This is a genomic window from Pseudomonas sp. A-RE-19, from assembly GCF_019956555.1.
Taxonomy (GTDB): domain Bacteria; phylum Pseudomonadota; class Gammaproteobacteria; order Pseudomonadales; family Pseudomonadaceae; genus Aquipseudomonas.
In genome coordinates, this window is the sequence record NZ_JAHBDQ010000071.1 from 192,557 (window position 1) to 215,620 (window position 23,064).

The following is a 23,064-nucleotide window of genomic DNA, read 5'->3' on the forward strand; positions in this document are numbered from 1 at the left end:
CCCAGGTTCATGCCCGAATACGTCAATTGGCTTCGTCACGCTTCGCCTTACATCAACGCCCACCGCGATTGCACCTTCGTCGTCATGCTGCCTGGCGACGGCGTGGAGCACCCCAACTTCGGCAACATCGTCCACGACCTGGTGCTGCTGCACAGCCTGGGCGTGCGTCTGGTGCTGGTTCACGGTTCGCGTCCGCAAATTGAAACCCGCCTCGCTGCGCGCGGCCTGACCCCGCATTACCATCACGGCATGCGCATCACCGATGCGGCGACCCTGGAGTGTGTGATCGATGCGGTCGGCCAACTGCGCATCGCCATCGAAGCGCGGCTGTCCATGGACATGGCCTCGTCGCCCATGCAGGGCTCGCGCCTGCGGGTGGCCAGCGGCAATCTGGTCACGGCACGGCCGATCGGCGTACTTGAAGGTGTCGACTATCACCACACCGGCGAAGTGCGCCGGGTCGACCGCAAGGGCATCAATCGCCTGTTGGACGAACGCTCCATCGTGTTGTTGTCGCCGTTGGGTTACTCGCCGACCGGTGAGATCTTCAACCTCGCTTGCGAAGACGTCGCCACCCGTGCGGCCATCGACCTTGGGGCAGACAAGCTGCTGTTGTTTGGCGCCGAACTGGGTCTGCTGGATGAAAACGGTCGTCTGGTTCGTGAGTTACGGCCGCAGCAAGTGCCGGCGCATCTGCAACGGCTGGGCACCCATTATCAGGCCGAGCTGCTGGATGCGGCCGCTGAGGCGTGCCGGGGCGGAGTGGCACGCAGTCACATCGTCAGTTACGTCGAAAATGGCGCGCTGCTGACCGAACTGTTCACGCGTGACGGTGGCGGTACGCTGGTGGCCCAAGAGCAATTCGAGGTTGTGCGCGAGGCGGCTATCGAGGACGTCGGCGGTTTGCTGGACTTGATCAGCCCGCTGGAAGAGCAGGGCATTCTGGTGCGCCGTTCCCGCGAGGTATTGGAGCGTGAGATCGAGCAGTTCAGCGTGGTCGAGCGTGAAGGCATGATCATCGCTTGTGCGGCGCTGTATCAGATTGCTGATTCAGAGGCGGGGGAGTTGGCGTGTCTGGCGGTGAACCCGGAGTACCGTCATGGCGGTCGCGGCGATGAACTGCTGGAACGCATCGAAACCCGCGCCCGGGCACAGGGGCTGAAAACCTTGTTCGTGCTGACTACCCGTACCGCCCACTGGTTCCGTGAACGGGGATTTGTGCCCAGCAGCGTGGAACGTCTGCCGTCGGCGCGGGCGTCGCTTTACAACTACCAGCGTAATTCGAAGATCTTCGAAAAAACCCTCTGACCTCCGGGCTATCCGCCCCCCCTGTAGGAGCGAGGCTTGCCCGCGAAGCAGACGACCCGATTTATCGGTTGTCCTTGATGACGCCTTCGCGGGCAAGCCTCGCTCCTACAGGGCGCACCGTCTCTACCTTCCCTTTGTTCCTTCAAGAACTTCGCCGTCTCGCCGTGCCGCTATCAAGCCGCGCGGTGGTCTGCTGCGCCTTGGCATCCGGGAATGCGGAGCCAGCCAGCAGTTCCGGCACATCGGCTGTATTGGCACCTGTCAGTTTGGCGATTTTCTGCACCGGTACCGAATCGGCGGTCCAGCTGTCTTTATGGGCGGCGGCATAGTCGGCGAACGAGTTCAGGGTGACCACTTCCGGACCACTATCGAAACGACGTCAATCGATTTTATGGCATATGGTTCTCTCGTAAACGCCGTCAGCCTGGGGGACTTTGCTGGGGCCGATACCGGTTTGATAACCGACCGTGAGCGTCTCCGCCTGGGTGGTAGAAAGAAAATATCATCGATACACAAACTGTAACAAATTGACTAGATAGTGCGCGTTTGGCCATTATGACGTCGCCTTTTCGATAGGGGTTGACGTATACGGGATGTGCCAAAGCTGATCGATCTAAAAAAAGGCTAGCAAATACCCTTTAGGAATTAGCTGCAATATTCCTAAAGGGTATTAAAAAGAATCTAAAAATTCTTTTTGGAGTGATGAAGAAATCATTACCCGGCAGGGACTCAATATTCGAGGTTAGACCTTGGTCGTAGACATACATGGTTACGATTGACTTGGCAGTCACGGTCTGGCGCTAATCGCGCATCTGTGGATCCAGGGCGTTCGACCCAAGACCAAAGAACACAAAAATTAGAAAACGAGAGGAGCGAAACAATGAACAAGTCCACCTTGGCCCTGGCTGTGGCCTTAGGGGTTATGGCGCAGCAGGCAGGCGCCGCCGGTTTCATCGATGACAGCAAAGCGTCCGTCAGTTCCCGCACCATGTATTTCAATAACGACAACCGGGATGGCGGCGCGGATCAGAACGAGACCGCCGAAGGCCTCAAGTTCGATTACCTGTCCGGTTTCACCCAAGGTACTGTCGGCTTCGGTATCGATGCCCAGGCATTGGTCGGCATCCACCTTGATGGTGGCAAGGGTCACCACCCAGCCAATAACACGTTCTCCCCAAGCGATACCGATGGCTCGGCCGTGGACGAGTGGAGCCGCGCGGCAGCTAACGTCAAGGCACGCTTCTCGAAGACCGAGGCCCACCTGGGTGGAGCTCTGCAGCCTAACATGCCGATTCTGGTAGCCAATGACAGCCGTCTGCTGCCACAGACCTTTGAAGGTGGCACCGTCACCTCGAAGGAAATCGACAACGTGACCTTTAACGTAGGTCAGTTGGAGCACACGACGGGTCGCGCCTCGTCAAACGCCACCGGCATGGCTGTGGCTGGCGGTACTCAGGACAGCAACCAGTTCCGTTACGCCGGTGCTGACTGGAAGGTCACCAAGGACCTCACCCTGCAGTACTACCACTCGAACCTGAAAGACTACTACAAGCAGGACTTCCTCGGCTTGATCCACGTCTTTCCGATCGACGCCAACCAGTCCTTCAAGACCGATCTGCGCTATTTCGACAGCGGCTCTGACGGCAAGAATGGTGATCCGGGCTATCAATTCTCTAACAACGGTGGTTATGCCAAGAATAAGGGCGAGGTCGATAACAAGACCTGGAGCGCCATGTTCACCTATACCCTGGGTGGCAACGCGTTCCTGCTCGGCCATCAGCGCGTCAGCGATGACGGCGGCTTCGTTTACCTGAACCAGGGCAACGTGGTTAATGGTAATGGCCGTTCGGAAGGGAACGGTGGCGCCAGCTTCTACCTGTTCACCGATTCCATGATCAACGGCTTCGTTCGTGCCGGTGAAAACACCACCTTCGGCCAGTACTCCTATGACTTCGCTGCGCTGGGTGTGCCGGGCCTGAAAACCTCGATTGCTTACCTGCATGGTGACGACATCAAGGCCAAGAGCGGTGTGGGTAGCGATATGTCCGAGTGGGAACGCGATATGCGGATCGACTACACCATCCAGCAAGGCTCTCTCAAAGGTTTTGGTGTGACGCTGCGTAACGGTGTCTACCGTGGCAGCCAGATCGACATTGCTGACCAAGACCAGACCCGTCTGATCTTCAACTACACCTACAGCTTCCTGTAAAACCGTTAGAAAAAAGGCCTCGCCGGCTGGCGAGGCTTTTTTTTGCGTTTTTTTTGATATTCCAAAAGTAGCAGACAAATTAATTTTTAATTCTTTTTGGTTTTTGTTGCCGGCCTATAAAGTGAAATCCATCGGACGCTCATATCGGACACAGCAATTTGCGACCCGATTTCGATGGTTAAGAAATTGGCTCATGAGCCGATACCTTGTGTCTCGGCACCGAGACATATTCCGAAATGGTATGAAAAAGTAATGATGTAAATCTTTTTATGCTTACCAGACTGCCCACATCACGGGGGGCAGATCATGGTCTGGCGCTAATCGCGCCTCTTAGGATCCGGGCACTCGACCCAGGACCAGGAACCCAGAATTAGAAACGAGAGGAGCGAAACAAATGAACAAGTCCACCTTGGCCCTGGCCGTGGCCGTAGGGGTTTTGGCGCAGCAGGCAGGCGCCGCCGGTTTCATCGAAGACAGCAAGGCTACATTGGGGCTGCGTAACTTCTACATCAACACCGATAACCGCGATTCGGCAGCTAAAACGGCTTCCAATGTTCAGAGCAAGAACGAAGAGTGGGGCCAAGGCTTCGATCTGCGTTTCACCTCGGGCTATACACAAGGCACCGTTGGCTTCGGTATTGATGCTATCGGCCTGCTGGGCGTTCGTCTGGATTCGGGCGGCGGCACCAACGGCGCCACGCCTACCTCTTACGGCGGTACCGTTTTCCCAAGCAAGTCCAACGGCGAAGCGGTTGATAACTTCTCCAGCCTGGGCCTGACCGCCAAAGCCAAGATCTCCCAGACCGAATTGAAGTTGGGCACCCTGCAGCCAAAACTGCCGGTGATCGTGACCAACGACGGTCGTTTGCTGCCGCAAACCTTCCAGGGTGGTCAGATTACCTCGAACGAGATCAAAGACCTGACATTGGTCGGCGGTCAGATCGAGCACGCCAAGGGCCGTAACTCCAGCAACAATGAAGAGTTGTCGATCGCTGGTGCGAACACGCGCGGTACTGGTTTCCGTGACAGCAACAAGTTCATCTACGGTGGCGGTGACTACAAAATCACCAAAGACCTGACTGCCCAGTACTACTACGGCAACCTGGAAGACTTCTACAAGCAACACTTCCTGGGCCTGGTTCACAACTGGTCGATCGGCCCTGGTGTGTTGAAGTCTGACTTGCGCTACTTCAACAGCTCCGATGACGGTGCCAACGGCCACGACTCGGCTTACTACAGCTCCGGTAACGATGAGGGCTTCCGTTCCGGTCGCGGTAAAGTCGACAACAACTTGTACAGCGGCCTGTTCCTGTACTCCGTTGCCGGTCACACCTTCGGTGGCGGTTATCAGGTCAGCAACGGCAGCAGCGACTTCCCTTGGCTGAACCAGGGTGACGGCTCGTCCGCTTACCTGACGACCGACAGTCAGATCGCCAAGTTCGCCCGCGCCGGCGAACGTACCTGGCAAGCTCGCTACTCGTTTGACTTCGCCAAGGTTGGCCTGCCAGGCGCAACTGCCGGCATGGTTTACCTGCGTGGCGACAACATTGATACCGTGGGGACCAATGGTCGCGAGAACGGTTCCGGTCGTTCCGAGTGGGAACGTGACCTGACCCTGGCGTATGTAGTACAAGAAGGTCCGCTGAAAAACCTGGGCCTCACGTGGAAAAATGCCATGTGGCGCAATGACGTCCCAGGTCAGCGCGACCAGGACGAAAACCGTCTGATCGTCAGCTACTCGATCCCGCTGTTGTAATAGCGCTCGCGTAACCGACGTAAAAAAGCCCCGCCCGGCATCACGCCGGGCGGGGCTTTTGCGTTTTCAAGGCGGGCTCACCCCCGTAAACCCTCCTTGAAATTCCCCTTTTTGCAGCAACTCAAGGCCTTCTCGAACCTTGGGGTCGATGTTCGTCTCGATGGCCATTCAGGTCCAGTGAACAGATTTTTAATATTCACTTTAAGTCTAAATAAATCGATATTTATTCTTTTTAATTGATATCGAGTGCAGGCACAGTTGAGCTCAACAAGCCTTCACAAGGAGCAGCACCATGAGCCTCAGACTGGGCGACATCGCCCCCGATTTCGAACAGGATTCCAGCGCCGGCACCCTCCGTTTCCATGAATGGCTGGGCGATAGCTGGGGCGTGTTGTTTTCCCATCCGGCGGACTTCACACCGGTGTGCACCACCGAACTGGGCTTCACCGCCAGGCTCAAGGATGAGTTCGCCCGGCGCGGCGTCAAAGCCATTGCTCTGTCAGTAGACCCGGTGGACTCGCATCACAAGTGGATCGAGGACATTAACGAAACCCAAAACGCCATCGTTAACTTCCCGATCCTCGCCGATGCGGACCGTAAAGTGTCCGACCTGTACGACTTGATCCATCCGAATGCCAACGACACCCTGACCGTACGTTCGCTGTTTGTGATCGATCCGAACAAGAAGATTCGGCTGACGATTACTTACCCGGCGAGTACCGGCCGTAACTTCAATGAAATTTTGCGGGTGATCGATTCGCTGCAGCTCACCGACAACTACAAGGTGGCCACCCCGGCCAACTGGCAGGACGGTGATGAAGTGGTGATCGTGCCGTCGCTCAAGGACGAAGACGAAATCAAACGACGTTTTCCCAAGGGTTATCGCGCAGTGAAGCCGTACCTGCGCCTGACACCTCAACCGAACAGGTAATCATCCGAATTTTGCGCAGTGGCTGAAATCGCTATCGCGGGCAAGCCCGCTCCCACAATGGATTGGGGGAGGGTCAGAGATGTGTGGCAGACCTAAAATCCTGTGGGAGCGGGCTTGCTCGCGAAGGCGGCAGACCGGCCAGTGAAAATTTCATGTCATCCACAAAGCAGGGGATTTCAGGTCGTTTCGACGGCCTGTTTTTTTTGCTTGGGAAAAGACAATTTTCATATTCGTTTAATGAATAACTAAATGAATAAATATGATTTATGGATATATACGTCGGCTGTTAAGGTCATTCCATCAACGCGAGACCGCAAGCCGCGAATCGCCAACACTGTTCAAGGAATTGTCTGAATGCTGGTCGTCTCACTCGGTGGCAGTCCCAGCCCACGCTCCCGTTCCGGGGTTTTGCTGGAGCGCTCGCGACGCTGGTTGCAAGAGCAAGGTGTGGAAGTGGTGAGTTACCAGGTACGGGACTTCCCGGCCGAAGACTTGCTGCATGCCCGCTTCGACAGCCCGAAGGTGATCGACCTGTTGCAACAGATTGAAAACGCCGATGGCTTGCTGATCGCCACACCGGTTTACAAAGCGTCGTTCTCCGGCGCGCTGAAAACCGTACTCGATCTGCTGCCCGAGCGCGCCCTGAGCCACAAGGTGGTTCTGCCGATGGCTACCGGCGGCAGCATCGCCCACATGCTGGCGGTGGATTACGCGCTCAAGCCGGTGCTGTCGGCGTTGAAAGCCCAGGAAATGCTGCAGGGGATTTTCGCCGTGGACAGCCAGATCGCTTACGGCGAAGGCAGTGCCCAGGCCCAGTTGGCGCCGGAGCTTGCGCAACGATTGTTTGAAGCGCTGGAGCAGTTTTTCAGCGCCATGGCTCGTCGGCCCAGGCCGCTCGATCCGAACCTGTTGAACGAACGTCTGTTGAGTGCTCGCTGGAGCATTTAAGCCTCACCGAATTTGATGTACTCCACCTTACTGGCCCGCTAACGGGCAAGCAGGTGCAGCCAAAACCCAACTGCAAAAAGGAGAGCGCTATGCGCACTGTCATTTTGCGTCGTGGTCTGGTCGCTCTGTTTGCTGCGGCTGTCACCTTCGGCGCCATTGCTCAAGCTCAGGCCGAGACGTTACGAATCGGCTATCAAAAGTACGGCACTCTGGTGCTGCTCAAAGCCAAAGGCACTCTGGAAAAACGCCTCGCCACCCAAGGCGTGGACGTGCAATGGACTGAGTTCCCCGGCGGCCCGCAACTGCTCGAAGGCCTGAACGTAGGCTCCATCGATTTTGGCGTCACCGGTGAAACGCCGCCCGTGTTCGCCCAGGCCGCTGGCGCCGATCTGCTCTACGTTGCCTATGAACCGCCCGCGCCCCACAGCGAAGCGATCCTGGTGCCGAAGGACTCGCCGATCAAATCGGTGCAGGACCTCAAGGGCAAAAAAGTCGTCCTGAACAAAGGCTCCAACGTTCATTACCTGTTGGTGCGTGCGCTGGAAGATGCCGGCCTGAAATACACCGACATCCAGACCGTGTTCCTGCCACCAGCCGATGCCCGTGCCGCGTTTGAGCGTGGCAGTGTCGATGCCTGGGTGATCTGGGACCCGTACCAGGCCGCCGCTGAACAACAACTGCAAGCGCGCACTCTGCGCGATGGCCAAGGCATCGTCGACAATCATCAGTTCTACCTGGCGACCAAACCTTACGCGCAGAAAAATCCTGAAGTGATCAAGGCGCTGGTGGAAGAAGTACGCGCGGTTGGCGAATGGTCCAAGGCCAATCCCGAGGACGTGACCCAGCAAGTTTCGCCGCTGCTTGGCCTGCCAGCGGACATCACCCTGACGTCGATGAAACGCCAGGGCTACGGCGCGCTGTTTCTCACACCGGAAGTGGTCGCTGCCCAACAAAAAATCGCCGACAGCTTCTACCAGCTCAAGCTGATTCCCAAGCCCTTGAGCATCAAAGACGTGATCTGGACGCCACCGGCGGCCGTCGCCAAGGCGCCGTAATTGGCCATGAAAAAATTCATCCACAACCTCGCGCCCTGGGCGTTGCCGGTCTTGTTGCTGGCGGTATGGCAGTTGTCGGTGTCGGCGGGCTGGTTGTCGACGCGGATTCTGCCGGCGCCGATCGCGGTGATCGAGGCCGGTGTGAGCCTGGTCGGTAGCGGTGAAATCTGGACCCACCTGGCCATCAGCAGCTGGCGTGCGGCGCTCGGTTTCGCCATCGGCGGCGGCATCGGTCTGACATTAGGCTTCATCACCGGCTTGTCGAAATGGGGCGAGCGCCTGCTCGACAGTTCGGTGCAGATGATTCGCAACGTGCCGCACCTGGCGCTGATTCCGCTGGTGATCCTGTGGTTCGGCATCGACGAATCGGCAAAGATTTTTCTGGTGGCGTTGGGCACGGTGTTCCCGATCTACCTCAACACGTATCACGGCATCCGCAACGTTGATCCGGCGCTGGTGGAAATGTCCCGCAGCTATGGTTTGTCCGGGTTCAGCTTGTTCCGTCAGGTGATCCTGCCGGGTGCGCTGCCATCGATTCTGGTCGGTGTGCGTTTTGCCCTGGGCTTCATGTGGCTGACCCTGATCGTCGCCGAAACCATCTCTGCCAGCTCCGGCATCGGCTATCTGGCGATGAATGCGCGGGAGTTCTTGCAGACCGACGTCGTGGTGTTGGCGATTCTTTTGTACGCGTTGCTCGGCAAGCTGGCCGACCTCGCGGCGCGTGGGCTTGAACGCGTGTGGCTGCGCTGGCATCCGGCCTATCAGGTTGCCAAGGGAGGTGCCGCATGACGGCTCAACAACCGCCACGCCTGCTGCGCGGTATTCCATTGGCCGTGCGCAAACTGCAAAAAACCTTCGGTTCACGGCAAGTGCTGCGTGAAATCGATCTGCACATTCCGGCCGGGCAGTTTGTGGCGGTGGTAGGGCGTAGCGGCTGCGGCAAAAGTACCTTGCTGCGCTTGCTCGCCGGTCTCGACAAACCCACGGCTGGCGAGTTGTTTGCGGGCGCCGCACCGCTGAGTGACGCCCGGGAAGACACCCGGTTGATGTTCCAGGAAGCACGTTTGCTGCCGTGGAAAAAGGTCATCGACAACGTCGGTCTCGGGCTCAAGGGCAGCTGGCGACCGCAAGCATTGCAAGCGCTGGAAGCGGTCGGCCTGGCGGATCGTGCCAACGAGTGGCCGGCAGCCTTATCCGGTGGGCAGAAGCAACGTGTGGCTCTGGCTCGTGCGCTGATTCATCAACCGCGCTTGTTATTGCTCGACGAACCCCTGGGCGCACTGGATGCCCTGACCCGAATCGAAATGCAGCAACTGATCGAACGGCTCTGGCAACAGCACGGTTTCACCGTGTTGCTGGTGACCCACGACGTCAGCGAAGCGGTGGCGATTGCCGATCGGGTGATCCTGATTGAAGAGGGCGAAGTCGGCCTCGACCTGGCGGTGGAGCTGCCGCGCCCTCGGGTCCGCGGCTCTCACCGGCTGGCGGCGCTGGAAACCGAAGTGCTCAACCGCGTGCTGTCCCTGCCCGGCCAACCGCCGGAACCGGAACCTGTTTCACCACTGCCTACGCAATTGCGCTGGGCTCAATAACTTGAAGATTCATCCCACGACAGGAATCAACATCATGACTATCAAAGCCATCAACGTTCGCAACCAGTTCAAAGGCTCGATCAAGGAAATCGTACTCGGCGATGTGTTGTCGGAAATCGACGTGCAGACCGCCTCCGGTATCGTCACTTCGGTGATCACCACCCGCTCGGTGAAAGAGCTGGAACTGGTGGTTGGCAGTGAGGTGATTGCGTTTGTGAAATCCACCGAGGTGTCGATCGCCAAGTTGTAAGCGCGTGCGCCAACAACAACCCCGGAGGGTGTGAGCCCTTCGGGGTTTTTTGTGGGTGTTTTCCGGTAAATCAGCTGTGCGGCTATCGCGAGCAGGCTCGCTCCCACAGTTAATCTTCAGTGAACATGAATTGTGTGCCCGACGCTGATTCAATGTGGGAGCGAGCCTGCTCGCGATGAGGTCGGGATGGTCAGCCAATAATCAAGCGGGGAAGGAGCGCTTGGGCAGGTAGGGTGGCAAGTACAACCCAAGATAAGCATCAAACACCCGCATCCCTTCTTCAGCCATGCGCGGCGTGATCTGCCCATGCTGTTGCACCGAGCGTGCATACACCCGATCGCCCAGCTCCATGGCCAGCGCAAACACATCGACATCACTGGGCAGTGTCGGCAGTTCGAAGTGGTGGTCGAACAGTTTGTGCATCAGGTCGCCAAGTTCGATGTCGTGCTGGCGGTCGGCCTGGGTGACTTCGGTCAGGCCGTGCTGGGCGAGGATCAGTTGCCGGGCAGCGGCGTCTTCGTCGTAGATGGCGAGCATGCGTTGTTCCACCAGCCGCGACAGGTCGCGCCAACCGCTCAGGGCATTGTGGTTGATGGGCGCTTGCAGGCACGCGCGGAACGCGGCGTGGACGTCGGCGGTCAGGGCTTCGAGCAAGGCCGGGACGCTGGCGAAAAAATGGTAGACGGAGGAGGGCGGAATCTCGGCGCGCTCGGCAACACTGTAGATCGACAGACTGCCCACGCCCTCGGCGGCCAGCAACGTGCGGGCGGCATCGAGTATCGAATCGATCCGGGCCTGGCTGCGGGCGCGGGGTTTGCGAATGGTGGCGGTGCGCGTCATTGAAGTCTCCTGCGGGGCAGCGGGCATTGTACGAGCAGGCATCTATGTTGTCTGCCAGGACGCCTTCGCGGGCAAGCCTCGCTCCTACAGGTCACATGTATCACCCTGTAGGAGCGAGCGGTGCGGCGATCCGACTTGCCCGCGATCCGCCGCAGGCGGCCATAAAAAAACGCCGCAAGCTGTAAGGCCGACGGCGTTGTTTTTTACTGCAACCGCTTACACGGTATGCAGGTACCAGTTGTACTCGAGGTCGGAGATGGAGTGTTCGAACTCCTCCAGCTCGCTCTCTTTACAGGCGACGAAGATATCGATGTATTTCGGATCGATGTACTTGGCCATGACTTCGCTGTCATCCAGCTCGCGCAATGCATCACGCAGGTTGTTCGGCAGGCTTTGTTCGTTCTGCTCGTAGGAGTTGCCTTCCACGGGTGCGCCCGGCTCGATCTTGTTGGTCAGGCCGTGGTGCACGCCCGCCAAAACCGAAGCCATCAACAGATACGGGTTGGCATCGGCGCCGGCCACACGGTGTTCGATGCGCACGGCATCGGAGGAGCCGGTTGGTACGCGGATCGCCACGGTGCGGTTATCCAGGCCCCAGCATGGCGAATTCGGCACGTAGAACTGTGCGCCGAAACGACGGTACGAGTTGACGTTCGGGCAGAGGAAAGCCATCTGCGCCGGCAGGGTCTCGAGCACACCGCCGATCGCGTGACGCAGTGCGGCGTTCTGCTCGGGATCCTCGCTGGCAAAAATGTTTTTGCCATCTTTATCAAGAATCGAGATGTGGACGTGCAGACCGTTACCCGCCTGGCCTGGGTAAGGCTTGGCCATGAAGGTGGTGTCCATCTCATGGTCGTAGGCGATGTTTTTGATCAGGCGCTTGAGCAGGACCGCGTAGTCGCAGGCCTTGATCGGGTCGGCCACGTGGTGCAGGTTCACTTCGAACTGCGCCGGGGCACTTTCCTTGACGATCGCGTCGGCAGGGATGCCTTGCTCTTTCGCACCTTCCAGAATGTCCTGGAGGCAGTCGACGTATTCGTCGAGGTCGTCGATCAGGTAGACCTGGGTCGAATGCGGGCGTTTGCCGGAGATCGGCGAGCGCGGCGGTTGCGGGCGACCGTTCACGTTTTCCTGGTCGATCAGGTAGAACTCCAGTTCGAACGCGGCGCAGATGGTCAGGCCCATCTCATCGAACTTGGTCACCACTTGACGCAGGACTTCGCGCGGGTCGGCGAAGAAAGGTTCACCTTCGAGTTCGTGCATGGTCATTAACAGTTGCGCGGTCGGGCGCTTCTGCCAGGGCTCATTGCACAGGGTGTCGGGGATTGGATAGCAGATTCGGTCAGCATCGCCGATGTCCAGGCCCAGACCGGTGCTTTCCACCGTCGAGCCATTGATATCCAGAGCAAATAGAGAGGCCGGCAGGTTGATGCCTTTCTCGTAAACCTTGTGGAGGCTGGTGCGTTCGATGCGCTTGCCACGCACCACACCATTCATATCCGCAATCAGAAGGTCAACGTACAGAACCTCAGGATGTTCCTTAAGGAACGCGTTCGCTTCGTTAAGCTGAACGGCACGCGGGGGTACCGACATGATGCAACACCTTTGTTGTTAAAAATATCAATCATTGATCTCTTCGGATTCCAGTCAACCCGAACGGCATGCCGAAGTCAAGCGAGGCCTTTTTTGCCCTAAAAAAGCACTCATGGGGCTTTTTTGAGGCACTTTGGGGCATTTTTTTGCCTTCAGTCGTCTTGGCGCCCGCGAGCTTGAGCGGGCCGTGTTGTATTTTTTACGGGGGTGTTGTGTAAAAAAATGAACAAGGCTAAGCTCGATTTAAACCCATAACAGCAATAATACCGGGGTGCTTGATGTCTCGCCTGCCGTTAATCGGCGTCACCGCCTGCTCAAAGCAGATCGGTCTGCATGCTTATCACATCAGTGGCGACAAATACGTTCGCGCCGTGGCTTCAGCTGCCAAGGGCCTGCCGTTGATTCTTCCATCCCTGGCGGATCTACTGGCGCCGTCCGATATTCTGGACGCTCTGGACGGCATTCTCTTTACAGGCTCTCCTTCCAATATAGAACCGTTTCACTATAAAGGCCCGGCCAGTGCGCCAGGGACTGCTCACGATTCTGCACGCGATGCCACCACTCTCCCGCTGATCCGCGCCGCTGTCGAGGCCGGCATTCCCGTGCTCGGCATCTGCCGCGGCTTCCAGGAAATGAATGTGGCATTCGGTGGCAGCCTGCATCAAAAAGTTCACGAAGCCGGTGCTTTCATGGATCACCGTGAAGACGACAGTCTGCCGCTGGAAGGGCAATACGCGCCAAGTCACCCGGTGCATGTCCAGGCGGGCGGCGTATTGGCCGGGCTGGGCCTGGCGAGCGAGATTCAAGTCAATTCTATTCATGGTCAGGGCGTTGACCGTCTGGCGCCGGGCCTTCGCGTAGAGGCTTTGGCCCCAGACGGTTTGATCGAAGCTGTCTCAGTCAATGGCGGCAAGGCTTTTGCTCTGGGAGTTCAATGGCATCCCGAATGGCAGGTAAGCTCTAACCCTGACTACCTTGCGATCTTTCAGGCATTTGGCGATGCCTGCCGCAAGCGCGCACTACAACGCGACGCCGATGCGTCAAACAACGCCTGACTTATAGAAGTCAGGAAACTCAGCCTAAGAGGCATTTATGAGTAACAACCTCGACCAGCTCACTGATTGGTTGAAAGACCACAAGATCACAGAAGTCGAATGCATGATTGGCGACCTGACCGGCATCACCCGGGGCAAGATCTCGCCGACCAACAAGTTCATTGCCGAAAAAGGCATGCGCCTGCCCGAAAGCGTTCTGTTGCAGACCGTCACCGGCGACTATGTCGAAGACGACATCTATTACGAACTGCTCGACCCGGCCGACATCGACATGATCTGTCGTCCCGACCATAACGCCGTATTTCTGGTGCCCTGGGCCATCGAGCCCACCGCACAGGTGATCCACGACACCTATGACAAGCAGGGCAACCCGATTGAGTTGTCACCGCGCAACGTGCTCAAGAAAGTCCTGAAACTCTATGCCGACAAGGGCTGGCAGCCGATTGTGGCGCCGGAAATGGAGTTTTACCTGACCAAGCGCTGCGAAGACCCGGACTTCCCGTTGCAACCGCCGGTTGGCCGTTCCGGTCGTCCGGAAACCGGTCGCCAGTCCTTCTCCATTGAAGCGGCGAACGAATTCGACCCGTTGTTCGAAGATGTCTATGACTGGTGCGAATTGCAGGAATTGGACCTCGATACGCTGATCCACGAGGACGGCACCGCTCAGATGGAAATCAACTTCCGTCATGGCGATGCCTTATCCCTGGCCGACCAGATTCTGGTGTTCAAGCGCACCATGCGCGAAGCCGCGCTCAAGCACAACGTGGCCGCCACCTTCATGGCCAAACCCATGACCGGTGAGCCGGGCAGTGCGATGCACCTGCACCAGAGCATCGTCGACATCGAGACGGGCAAGAGCGTCTTCTCCAATGAAGACGGGACCATGAGCCAGCTGTTTCTGAACCACATCGGCGGTCTGCAGAAATTCATTCCTGAATTGCTGCCGCTGTTTGCGCCGAACGTGAACTCGTTCCGCCGCTTCCTGCCGGACACGTCTGCACCGGTGAACGTGGAGTGGGGCGAAGAGAATCGCACCGTGGGCCTGCGAGTGCCGGATGCCGGGCCGCAAAACCGTCGGGTGGAAAACCGCCTGCCGGGCGCCGATGCCAACCCGTACCTGGCGATTGCCGCGAGCCTGCTCTGCGGTTACATCGGCATGGTCGAAGGCCTCAACCCGAGCGCGCCGGTAGTGGGTCGTGGCTATGAACGCCGCAACCTGCGCCTGCCGCTGACCATCGAAGACGCACTGGAACGCATGGAAAACAGCGCGACTATCGAGAAATACCTGGGCAAGAAATTCATCACTGGCTACGTCGCGGTCAAGCGGGCCGAGCATGAAAACTTCAAGCGCGTGATCAGTTCGTGGGAGCGGGAATTCCTGCTCTTCGCCGTCTGATGCGCCGGGCGCGATGGATCCTCATCGCGCTGTCACCGGAATCCAAGGAGAATTCGCATGACCAGCAACAACCCGCAAACCCGTGAATGGCAAGCCCTGAGCAGTGATCACCACCTGGCCCCGTTCAGCGATTTCAAGCAGCTGAAAGAGAAAGGCCCGCGCATCATCACCAACGCCAAGGGCGTGTACCTCTGGGACAGCGAAGGCAACAAGATCCTCGACGGCATGGCCGGCCTGTGGTGCGTCGCGATCGGTTACGGTCGCGATGAACTGGCCGACGCCGCCAGCAAGCAGATGCGCGAACTGCCTTATTACAACCTGTTCTTCCAGACCGCTCACCCACCGGTGCTGGAGCTGGCCAAAGCCATCGCCGACATCGCGCCGCAAGGCATGAACCACGTGTTCTTCACCGGCTCCGGCTCCGAAGGCAACGACACCATGCTGCGTATGGTCCGCCACTACTGGGCGATCAAGGGCCAGCCGAAGAAGAAAGTCATCATCAGCCGCAAGAACGGTTATCACGGTTCCACCGTGGCCGGCGCGAGCCTGGGTGGCATGACGTATATGCACGAGCAGGGCGACTTGCCGATTCCGGGTATCGTCCACATCGCCCAGCCGTACTGGTTCGGCGAAGGCGGTGACATGACCCCGAACGAGTTCGGTATCTGGGCGGCCAATCAGCTGGAAGAGAAGATTCTGGAGGTCGGCGTCGACAACGTCGGTGCCTTTATCGCCGAGCCGATCCAGGGCGCTGGCGGCGTGATCATTCCGCCAGACAGCTACTGGCCGCGCATCAAGGAAATCCTCGCCAAGTACGACATTCTGTTCGTGGCCGATGAAGTCATCTGCGGTTTCGGCCGTACCGGCGAGTGGTTCGGCAGCGATTACTACGACCTCAAACCCGACATGATGACCATCGCCAAGGGCCTGACATCCGGCTACATCCCGATGGGTGGCCTGATCGTGCGTGACGAAGTGGTCGACGTGCTCAATGAGGGTGGCGATTTCAACCACGGTTTCACCTATTCCGGGCACCCGGTGGCCGCTGCAGTGGCGCTGGAAAACATCCGCATCCTGCGCGAAGAAAAAATTATCGAGCGCGTTCATGCAGAAACGGCACCCTATTTGCAAAAGCGTCTACGGGAACTGAGCGATCACCCGTTGGTGGGGGAAGTGCGTGGGGTCGGTCTGTTGGGGGCCATCGAACTGGTTCAGGACAAGGCCACCCGTAAACGTTACGAAGGCAAGGGCGTTGGCATGATTTGCCGCACCTTCTGCTTCGACAACGGCCTGATCATGCGCGCGGTGGGCGACACCATGATCATTGCTCCGCCACTGGTGATTACACCGGCTGAAATCGATGAGCTGGTAACAAAAGCACGCAAGTGCCTGGACCTGACCCTGAGTGCGTTACAGGGCTAAGTGCTAGGCTCTGAGCGAGGTGCGAAGTGTGCACTTCGCTCAGTGCAAACAAAGGATGGGGCTTTCCTTGAAAGCCTGCCTTGGATCTTGCCAGACTAACGGTTGTTCGGATGCCCAGTAACAGGCCGCTGAGCACGTGGTTAAAAAGAAAAATTGGAGCATTACCCATGAAGGCATTAGGTATGAAGATAGCTGGCAAGACCCTCCTCGCCATGTCCCTGATGGGCGTGATGGCGGGCGCCGTTCAGGCTGACGATAAAGTGTTGCACGTATACAACTGGTCCGATTACATCGCACCGGACACCATCGCGAACTTCGAGAAAGAGTCCGGGATCAAGGTGGTGTACGACGTTTTCGACAGCAACGAAACCCTGGAGGCCAAGTTGCTGGCAGGCAAGTCCGGCTACGACGTCGTCGTGCCGTCGAACAACTTTCTTGCCAAGCAAATCAAGGCCGGGGTTTATCGGGAGCTGGACAAGTCCAAGCTGTCCAACTACGGCAACCTGAACAAGTCGCTGCTTAAAGCGGTTTCCGTCAGCGACCCGGACAACAAACATGCCTTCCCTTACATGTGGGGCTCGATCGGTATCGGTTACAACCCCGAGAAGGTCAAGGCCGCGCTGGGCGTCGACACAATCGATTCCTGGGACACCCTGTTCAAGCCCGAGAACATCGCCAAGCTCAAGGGCTGCGGTGTGAGCTTCCTCGATTCGCCTACCGAAATGCTGCCGGTCGCCCTGCATTACCTGGGTCTGCCAACCGACAGCCAGAAGAAGGAAGACATCAAGAAAGCCGAAGAGCTGTTCCTCAAGATCCGTCCTTCTGTGACCTACTTCCACTCGTCCAAGTACATCTCGGACCTGGCCAACGGCAACATCTGCGTAGCCGTTGGTTATTCGGGTGACGTGCAGCAAGCCAAATCCCGTGCCGCCGAAGCCGGGGACAAGGTGAAAGTCAGCTACGCCATTCCTAAAGAAGGCGCGGGCAGCTTCTACGACATGGTCGCTATCCCCAAGGATGCGGAAAACGTCGAGGGTGCCTACAAGTTCATGAACTACCTGCTGCAGCCAAAAGTGATGGCTGATATCACCAACGCCGTGCGTTTCCCTAACGGTAACGCCGAAGCAACCCAGTACGTGAGCAAGGACATCACTTCGGACCCGGGCATCTATCCGACTCCCGACGTGCAGGCCAAGTTGTATGCGATCGCTGATTTGCCAGCCGCAACTCAACGTGACCTGACCCGCAGCTGGACCAAGATCAAATCCGGTAAATAAGCCGATTTGAGGCAACCCCCTGTTGCCGTCGTCTGCGCGATGGCGGCAACAGGAATAATTAAATGACAGAAAGTTTTGCTGGAACGGTTTTTCGAGGGTAAGTTGCGCGCCGGTTTTGTTGCCAGGCAGCCATGGCTGTCATGTAGCGCGGGGCAACTTGGGCCCAACTCATTTTAGAGGACCTGCACTTGCCTATTTTTTCTTTGTTGCGCAATGCCCTGTTGGTCGGCGCCGGGCTGACACTTGCCGTCAGTGTTCAGGCTGCCAGCACGGTGCATGTTTATAATTGGTCGGACTATATCGGTGAAACCACCCTGGTCGACTTCCAGAAAGAAACCGGCATCAAGCCGGTGTATGACGTATTCGATTCCAACGAAACCCTGGAAGGCAAGTTGTTGGCCGGGCGTACCGGTTATGACGTGGTCGTGCCGTCCAACCACTTTCTTGGCAAGCAGATCAAGGCCGGCGCTTTCCAGAAGCTCGACAAGTCGAAGCTGACCAACTATTCCAATCTCGATCCGGTGCTGCTCAAGCGCCTGGAGCAGAACGATCCGGGCAACCAGTACGCCGTGCCGTATCTGTGGGGCACCAACGGCATCGGTTACAACGTCGACAAGGTCAAGGCGGTGCTGGGCCTCGACAAGATCGATTCCTGGGATGTGGTGTTCGAGCCGCAGAACATCAAGAAACTGCACAGCTGTGGCGTGGCGTTCCTCGACTCCGCCGATGAAATGATGCCGACGGTCCTCAACTACATGGGCCTGAACGCCAACAGCACCAACCCTGAAGACTACAAAAAGGCTGAAGCCAAGTTGCTGGCGGTACGGCCTTACGTGACGTACTTCCACTCATCCAAATACATCGCAGACCTGGCCAATGGTGACATCTGCGTGGCGATCGGTTTCTCCGGCGATATGTTCCAGGCCAAGGCCCGCGCGGCTGAAGCCGGCAAAGGCATGAACATCGCCTACGCGATTCCGAAAGAGGGCGGTGCGCTCTGGTTCGACATGCTGGCGATCCCCAAGGATGCCGCCAACGCCAAGGAAGCCCATGCCTTCATCAACTATTTGCTCAAACCCGAGGTGATCGCCCAGGTCAGCGATTCCGTAGGCTACGCCAACCCGAACCCCGGGTCGGACAAACTGATGGAACAGTCCATACGCACCGACGCATCGGTCTATCCACCGCAAGCGGTCCTCGACAAGACGTACGTATCCATCGAGTTGCCACCGAACATTCAACGTTTGATGACGCGCAGCTGGACCAAGGTCAAGTCGGGCAAATAGCTTCAAACTATCCAGGTTCGCCACGTTGAGCGAACTGCAAATTCTGTTGGGAGTTTCGTAAATGGCAGTTGCCTCCGGCGCCTATAAGAAAGCCCTCGAGGGCGACCAGACACCTAAACAGGTGTTGGTCAAAATCGACCGGGTCACCAAAAAGTTCGACGAGACGATTGCCGTGGACGACGTGTCCCTGGAAATCAAGAAAGGCGAAATCTTCGCCTTGCTCGGTGGCTCGGGTTCGGGCAAGTCCACCTTGCTGCGGATGCTGGCAGGTTTCGAACGGCCCACGGAGGGGCGCATTTACCTTGATGGCGTCGACATTACGGAGATGCCGCCGTACGAACGGCCGATCAACATGATGTTCCAGTCCTACGCCTTGTTCCCGCACATGACGGTGGCGCAGAACATCGCCTTCGGTCTCAAGCAGGACAAGATCCCGTCGGCTGAAGTCGATGCTCGTGTGGCCGAGATGCTCAAGCTGGTGCAGATGAGCGAGTATGCCAAGCGCAAGCCGCATCAATTGTCCGGTGGTCAGCGTCAGCGTGTGGCCCTGGCGCGTTCGTTGGCCAAGCGACCGAAGCTGTTGCTGCTCGACGAACCGATGGGCGCGCTGGACAAGAAGCTGCGCTCGCAAATGCAGCTGGAACTGGTCGAGATCATCGAGCGGGTTGGTGTGACCTGCGTGATGGTGACCCACGACCAGGAAGAGGCCATGACCATGGCCGAGCGCATCGCGATCATGCACCTGGGCTGGATCGCCCAGATCGGCAGCCCGATCGACATTTACGAAACCCCGACCAGCCGTCTGGTCTGCGAATTCATCGGTAACGTCAACATCTTCGAAGGCGAAGTGATCGACGACGCCGAAGGCCACGCGACCATCACTTGCAAGGATCTGGACCGGCAGATTTATGTGGGCCACGGTATCAGCACTTCGGTGCAGGACAAGTCCGTCACCTACGCGATCCGTCCGGAAAAACTGCTGGTAACGCCGACCATGCCGACCTGCGAGTACAACTGGTCCAGTGGCAAGGTGCATGACATCGCCTACCTCGGTGGTCACTCGGTGTTCTACGTCGAGCTGCCAAGCGGCAAGATCGTCCAGTCCTTTGTGGCCAACGCCGAGCGCCGTGGCCAGCGGCCGACCTGGGGTGATCAGGTTTACGTGTATTGGGAAGACGACAGCGGCGTGGTACTTCGCTCATGAACATGCGCAAGCTCAAACGCCGCCTCAATCGAATAATTCCCGGTGGCCGTCAGCTGGTCATCGGGGTTCCGTTCATCTGGCTGTTCCTGTTCTTCATGTTGCCGTTCTTCATCGTCCTGAAGATCAGCTTCGCCGAAGCAGACGTGGCCATACCGCCGTACACCGAGATCTATAGCTTCATCGACCAGAAGCTCCAGGTGCTGCTTAACCTGGGCAACTACGCGATGCTCGGTGACGATGAGTTGTACATCGCCGCTTACCTCGGCTCGCTGAAGATGGCGCTGTTCAGCACCGTCCTCTGCCTGCTGATCGGCTACCCGATGGCCTACGCCATCGCCAGTGCACGCAAAGAGCTGCAAACGGTGCTGGTGCTGCTGATCATGATGCCGACCTGGACCGCGATCCTGATCCGCGTGTATGCGTGGATGGGCATCCTCAGCAACAACGGCCTGCTCAATGGTTTCCTGATGAGCATGGGCTGGATCGACGAACCGCTGCAGATCCTCAACACCAACCTGGCCGTGTACATCGGCGTGGTGTATTCGTACCTGCCATTCATGATCCTGCCGCTCTACGCCAACCTGGTCAAACACGACACCAGCCTGTTGGAAGCCGCATCGGACCTCGGTTCGAGCACCTTCAACAGTTTCTGGAAGATCACCGTGCCGCTGTCGAAAAACGGCATCATTGCCGGCTGCATGTTGGTGTTCATCCCGGTGGTGGGGGAGTTCGTGATCCCGGAACTGCTCGGCGGGCCGGAAACCCTGATGATCGGTAAAGTGCTCTGGCAAGAGTTCTTCAACAACCGTGACTGGCCGGTGGCGTCTGCCCTGGCGGTGGTGATGCTGGCGATCCTGATTGTGCCGATCATCCTGTTCAACCGCAGTCAGGCCAAGGAAATGGAGGGTAAAGAATGAAGCGCTTCCGTTTCTCGAACCTGATGCTGGTGCTGGGTTTGCTGTTCATCTACGCGCCGATGCTGATCCTGGTGCTCTACTCGTTCAACGCCTCGAAACTGGTGACGGTGTGGGGTGGCTGGTCGATCAAGTGGTACGTGGGGTTGCTGGACAACACCCAATTGATGGGCTCGGTGCTGCGCTCGCTGGAAATCGCCTGCTACACGGCGATTGCAGCGGTGGCACTGGGAACGCTGGCGGCGTTCGTGCTGACCCGCATCACCCACTTCAAGGGCCGCACGCTGTTCGGTGGCCTGGTGACCGCGCCGTTGGTGATGCCCGAAGTGATCACCGGTCTGTCGTTGTTGCTGCTGTTCGTGGCCATGGCGCAGATGATCGGTTGGCCGCAGGAGCGCGGCATCATCACCATCTGGATCGCCCACACCACGTTCTGTGCGGCCTATGTGGCGGTGGTGGTGTCGGCTCGCTTGCGTGAGTTGGACCTGTCCATCGAAGAGGCAGCCATGGACCTGGGTGCGCGGCCGTGGAAGGTGTTCTTCCTGATCACCATTCCGATGATTGCACCGTCGCTGGCAGCGGGCGGGATGATGTCGTTTGCCCTGTCCCTCGATGACCTGGTGCTGGCGAGCTTCGTGTCGGGCCCGGGTTCCACGACCTTGCCGATGGAAGTGTTCTCGGCGGTGCGCCTGGGCGTGAAACCCGAGATCAACGCCGTGGCCAGCCTGATTCTGCTGGCGGTGTCGCTGGTGACGTTCCTGGTCTGGTTCTTCAGCCGTCGTGCCGAAGAGATTCGCAAGCGTGCGATTCAGCAGGCCATCGAGGAAGGCGCCGCCGACTCCTGGAAACAACCGGACGTGCGCCGGGCGCGGGCGCCGGAAGCGGCTTGAGCTAGATGTTGGGTTGACCACCGTTGCGTGGCCAACCCAAATCCCTGTGGGAGCGAGCCTGCTCGCGATAGCATCACCTCGGTCTCTTGGTTGCACCGAGTTGCCTGCATCGCGAGCAGGCTCGCTCCCACATAGGGTCAAGCGACCCACGGTGACTTGCGGATAATCTCGACGAAGTTCATCGGTTTGAACCCTGGCTCGCTGTCCACCAGCACATCCGCGTTCACGGTGCCAAACGTGCTGTCCGGTTTATGTTTGAAGCCATTGGCGAACGCACACAGAATGCACTCCTTGAACCCTTCACCCCGTGGATGCGCATGCACCACCGCTTCACGCTGCACGGTGGAAAACGCCGCGTAGTCGATGCCCAGCACATCCATCTCGACGCCGGCCGTCACCAGCGCCACGTTGGGACTCAGATGTTGTGGCACGCCCGGTGTGGTGTGCAGGGCAATCGACAGCCACACCTGTTCGATATCGTCGTCAGACAAACCGTAGGGTTTGAGGAACGCTTTGGCTGCGTTGGCACTGTCGACTTCGAATCGCTCATCATCGCTGCGATGACCTTCCATCAAGCCCAGATCATGGAACATCGCGCCGACGTACAGCAGCTCCGGGTCGTAGGCCAATTGCTTGCGCTCACCGCTCAAGGCGCCGAACAGAAACACCCGGCGTGAATGGTGATACAGAAGGTCGGACTCGACGTCGCGAATGTATTCAGTGGTGGCTCTGGCCAATGCGCTGTCGGGGATTTTGATACCGGCGATGATGCTGATCATGGTGCTGTCCTCATGGGGAAACGCCGTGGCGGCGCTGATGGGTTCAGTCTGTCCATGCAGCCGAAACCGGACAATCGATCCATGGCTGCGATCCCGGCCAATGAGCAGGCATATCGCGCCAACCTCGCTTGTTGGGCTTGGATTGGCTAGGGTTGATGGTGATCAGCCAGAAAAGATCGCAGCCTTCGGCAGTGCCTACAGGTGTACGCAATTCCATGTAGGCGCTGCCGAAGGCTGCGATCTTTTCAATTTGAAGGTGAACTTGAACCATGCACAAAACCGTCGCCATCGTCATTTTCCCAGGCGTCCAGTCACTGGACGTCACGGGCCCCATGGATGTGTTCTCCGAAGCCAATCGT

General features: G+C 58.0%; 21 protein-coding genes and 1 pseudogene. 17 read left to right on the plus strand and 5 right to left on the minus strand.

The window, feature by feature from the left end; all coding sequences use genetic code 11:
- Positions 1–9: 9 nt before the first annotated feature.
- A complete protein-coding gene (argA, locus tag KGB14_RS27405) occupies positions 10–1,308 on the plus strand; it encodes an amino-acid N-acetyltransferase (RefSeq protein WP_223490595.1) in 1,299 nt (432 codons plus the stop codon).
- Between the two features lie 61 nt (positions 1,309–1,369).
- Here argA and KGB14_RS27410 read toward each other — a convergent pair.
- A pseudogene (locus tag KGB14_RS27410) lies at positions 1,370–1,865 on the minus strand (hypothetical protein).
- A 323-nt stretch (positions 1,866–2,188) separates the two neighbouring features.
- Here KGB14_RS27410 and KGB14_RS27415 point away from each other — a divergent pair.
- The 8 genes from KGB14_RS27415 to KGB14_RS27450 all read left to right on the plus strand — a co-directional run bounded on the left by KGB14_RS27415 (position 2,189) and on the right by KGB14_RS27450 (position 10,049).
- Positions 2,189–3,517: an OprD family porin gene (locus KGB14_RS27415; protein WP_223490598.1), complete on the plus strand. Its 1,329-nt coding sequence runs from the start codon at positions 2,189–2,191 to the stop codon at positions 3,515–3,517.
- 394 nt (positions 3,518–3,911) lie between these two features.
- Entirely contained in the window at positions 3,912–5,273 is a 1,362-nt protein-coding gene (locus KGB14_RS27420; protein WP_223490600.1) for an OprD family porin, read from the plus strand.
- Positions 5,274–5,565: 292 nt separating this feature from the next.
- Positions 5,566–6,204 (plus strand): peroxiredoxin, encoded by a 639-nt coding sequence (locus tag KGB14_RS27425; protein WP_223490603.1) that lies wholly within the window; start codon positions 5,566–5,568, stop codon positions 6,202–6,204.
- A 354-nt stretch (positions 6,205–6,558) separates the two neighbouring features.
- On the plus strand, positions 6,559–7,152 hold the full coding sequence (gene ssuE / locus KGB14_RS27430; RefSeq protein WP_223490605.1) for an NADPH-dependent FMN reductase: 594 nt from the start codon (positions 6,559–6,561) through the stop codon (positions 7,150–7,152).
- Between the two features lie 89 nt (positions 7,153–7,241).
- The gene (locus KGB14_RS27435; RefSeq protein WP_223490607.1) at positions 7,242–8,207 is read left to right on the plus strand and encodes a sulfonate ABC transporter substrate-binding protein; all 966 of its coding nucleotides are present in this window, start codon (positions 7,242–7,244) and stop codon (positions 8,205–8,207) included.
- 6 nt (positions 8,208–8,213) lie between these two features.
- Positions 8,214–8,996, plus strand: a complete 783-nt coding sequence (gene ssuC / locus KGB14_RS27440; protein WP_411740811.1) for an aliphatic sulfonate ABC transporter permease SsuC — start codon at positions 8,214–8,216, stop codon at positions 8,994–8,996.
- On the plus strand, positions 8,993–9,799 hold the full coding sequence (gene ssuB / locus KGB14_RS27445) for an aliphatic sulfonates ABC transporter ATP-binding protein (protein WP_223490612.1): 807 nt from the start codon (positions 8,993–8,995) through the stop codon (positions 9,797–9,799). Before ssuC ends, ssuB begins: the two co-directional genes overlap by 4 nt.
- A 34-nt stretch (positions 9,800–9,833) precedes the next feature.
- Positions 9,834–10,049, plus strand: a complete 216-nt coding sequence (locus KGB14_RS27450; protein ID WP_003229256.1) for a molybdopterin-binding protein — start codon at positions 9,834–9,836, stop codon at positions 10,047–10,049.
- A 201-nt stretch (positions 10,050–10,250) separates the two neighbouring features.
- Here KGB14_RS27450 and KGB14_RS27455 read toward each other — a convergent pair whose 3' ends face one another.
- Both KGB14_RS27455 and KGB14_RS27460 read right to left on the minus strand, forming a co-directional pair.
- Entirely contained in the window at positions 10,251–10,889 is a 639-nt protein-coding gene (locus tag KGB14_RS27455; RefSeq protein WP_223490614.1) for a TetR/AcrR family transcriptional regulator, read from the minus strand.
- 216 nt (positions 10,890–11,105) lie between these two features.
- Entirely contained in the window at positions 11,106–12,482 is a 1,377-nt protein-coding gene (locus KGB14_RS27460) for a glutamine synthetase family protein (protein ID WP_010466681.1), read from the minus strand.
- A 278-nt stretch (positions 12,483–12,760) separates the two neighbouring features.
- Between KGB14_RS27460 and KGB14_RS27465 the strand changes: the two genes are divergently transcribed.
- From KGB14_RS27465 to KGB14_RS27500, 8 genes are all read left to right on the plus strand, one after another.
- Positions 12,761–13,537 carry a gamma-glutamyl-gamma-aminobutyrate hydrolase family protein gene (locus KGB14_RS27465; RefSeq protein ID WP_223490617.1) on the plus strand — a complete coding sequence of 259 codons (777 nt, stop codon included), beginning with the start codon at positions 12,761–12,763 and terminating at the stop codon, positions 13,535–13,537.
- Positions 13,538–13,574: 37 nt separating this feature from the next.
- A complete protein-coding gene (locus tag KGB14_RS27470; RefSeq protein WP_223490619.1) occupies positions 13,575–14,933 on the plus strand; it encodes a glutamine synthetase family protein in 1,359 nt (452 codons plus the stop codon).
- A 57-nt stretch (positions 14,934–14,990) separates the two neighbouring features.
- Complete coding sequence (locus KGB14_RS27475; protein ID WP_223490621.1) at positions 14,991–16,355, plus strand: aspartate aminotransferase family protein; 1,365 nt, start codon at positions 14,991–14,993, stop codon at positions 16,353–16,355.
- Positions 16,356–16,537: 182 nt separating this feature from the next.
- Complete coding sequence (locus tag KGB14_RS27480) at positions 16,538–17,632, plus strand: polyamine ABC transporter substrate-binding protein (RefSeq protein ID WP_223490639.1); 1,095 nt, start codon at positions 16,538–16,540, stop codon at positions 17,630–17,632.
- 188 nt (positions 17,633–17,820) lie between these two features.
- On the plus strand, positions 17,821–18,918 hold the full coding sequence (locus KGB14_RS27485; protein WP_223490623.1) for a polyamine ABC transporter substrate-binding protein: 1,098 nt from the start codon (positions 17,821–17,823) through the stop codon (positions 18,916–18,918).
- Between the two features lie 61 nt (positions 18,919–18,979).
- Positions 18,980–20,122 (plus strand): ABC transporter ATP-binding protein, encoded by a 1,143-nt coding sequence (locus KGB14_RS27490; protein WP_223490626.1) that lies wholly within the window; start codon positions 18,980–18,982, stop codon positions 20,120–20,122.
- 35 nt (positions 20,123–20,157) lie between these two features.
- Positions 20,158–21,039: an ABC transporter permease subunit gene (locus tag KGB14_RS27495; protein ID WP_223490641.1), complete on the plus strand. Its 882-nt coding sequence runs from the start codon at positions 20,158–20,160 to the stop codon at positions 21,037–21,039.
- A complete protein-coding gene (locus KGB14_RS27500; protein WP_223490628.1) occupies positions 21,036–21,926 on the plus strand; it encodes an ABC transporter permease subunit in 891 nt (296 codons plus the stop codon). The genes KGB14_RS27495 and KGB14_RS27500 overlap by 4 nt, the downstream gene beginning before the upstream one ends.
- Before the next feature lie 137 nt (positions 21,927–22,063).
- On the opposite strand, the gene KGB14_RS27505 is transcribed toward KGB14_RS27500, so the two are convergent.
- Both KGB14_RS27505 and KGB14_RS27510 read right to left on the minus strand, forming a co-directional pair.
- Positions 22,064–22,705, minus strand: coding sequence for an HD domain-containing protein (locus tag KGB14_RS27505; RefSeq protein WP_223490630.1), 642 nt, complete (start codon positions 22,703–22,705; stop codon positions 22,064–22,066).
- Between the two features lie 43 nt (positions 22,706–22,748).
- Positions 22,749–22,976 (minus strand): hypothetical protein, encoded by a 228-nt coding sequence (locus KGB14_RS27510; RefSeq protein WP_223490632.1) that lies wholly within the window; start codon positions 22,974–22,976, stop codon positions 22,749–22,751.
- Between the last annotated feature and the right edge of the window lie 88 nt (positions 22,977–23,064).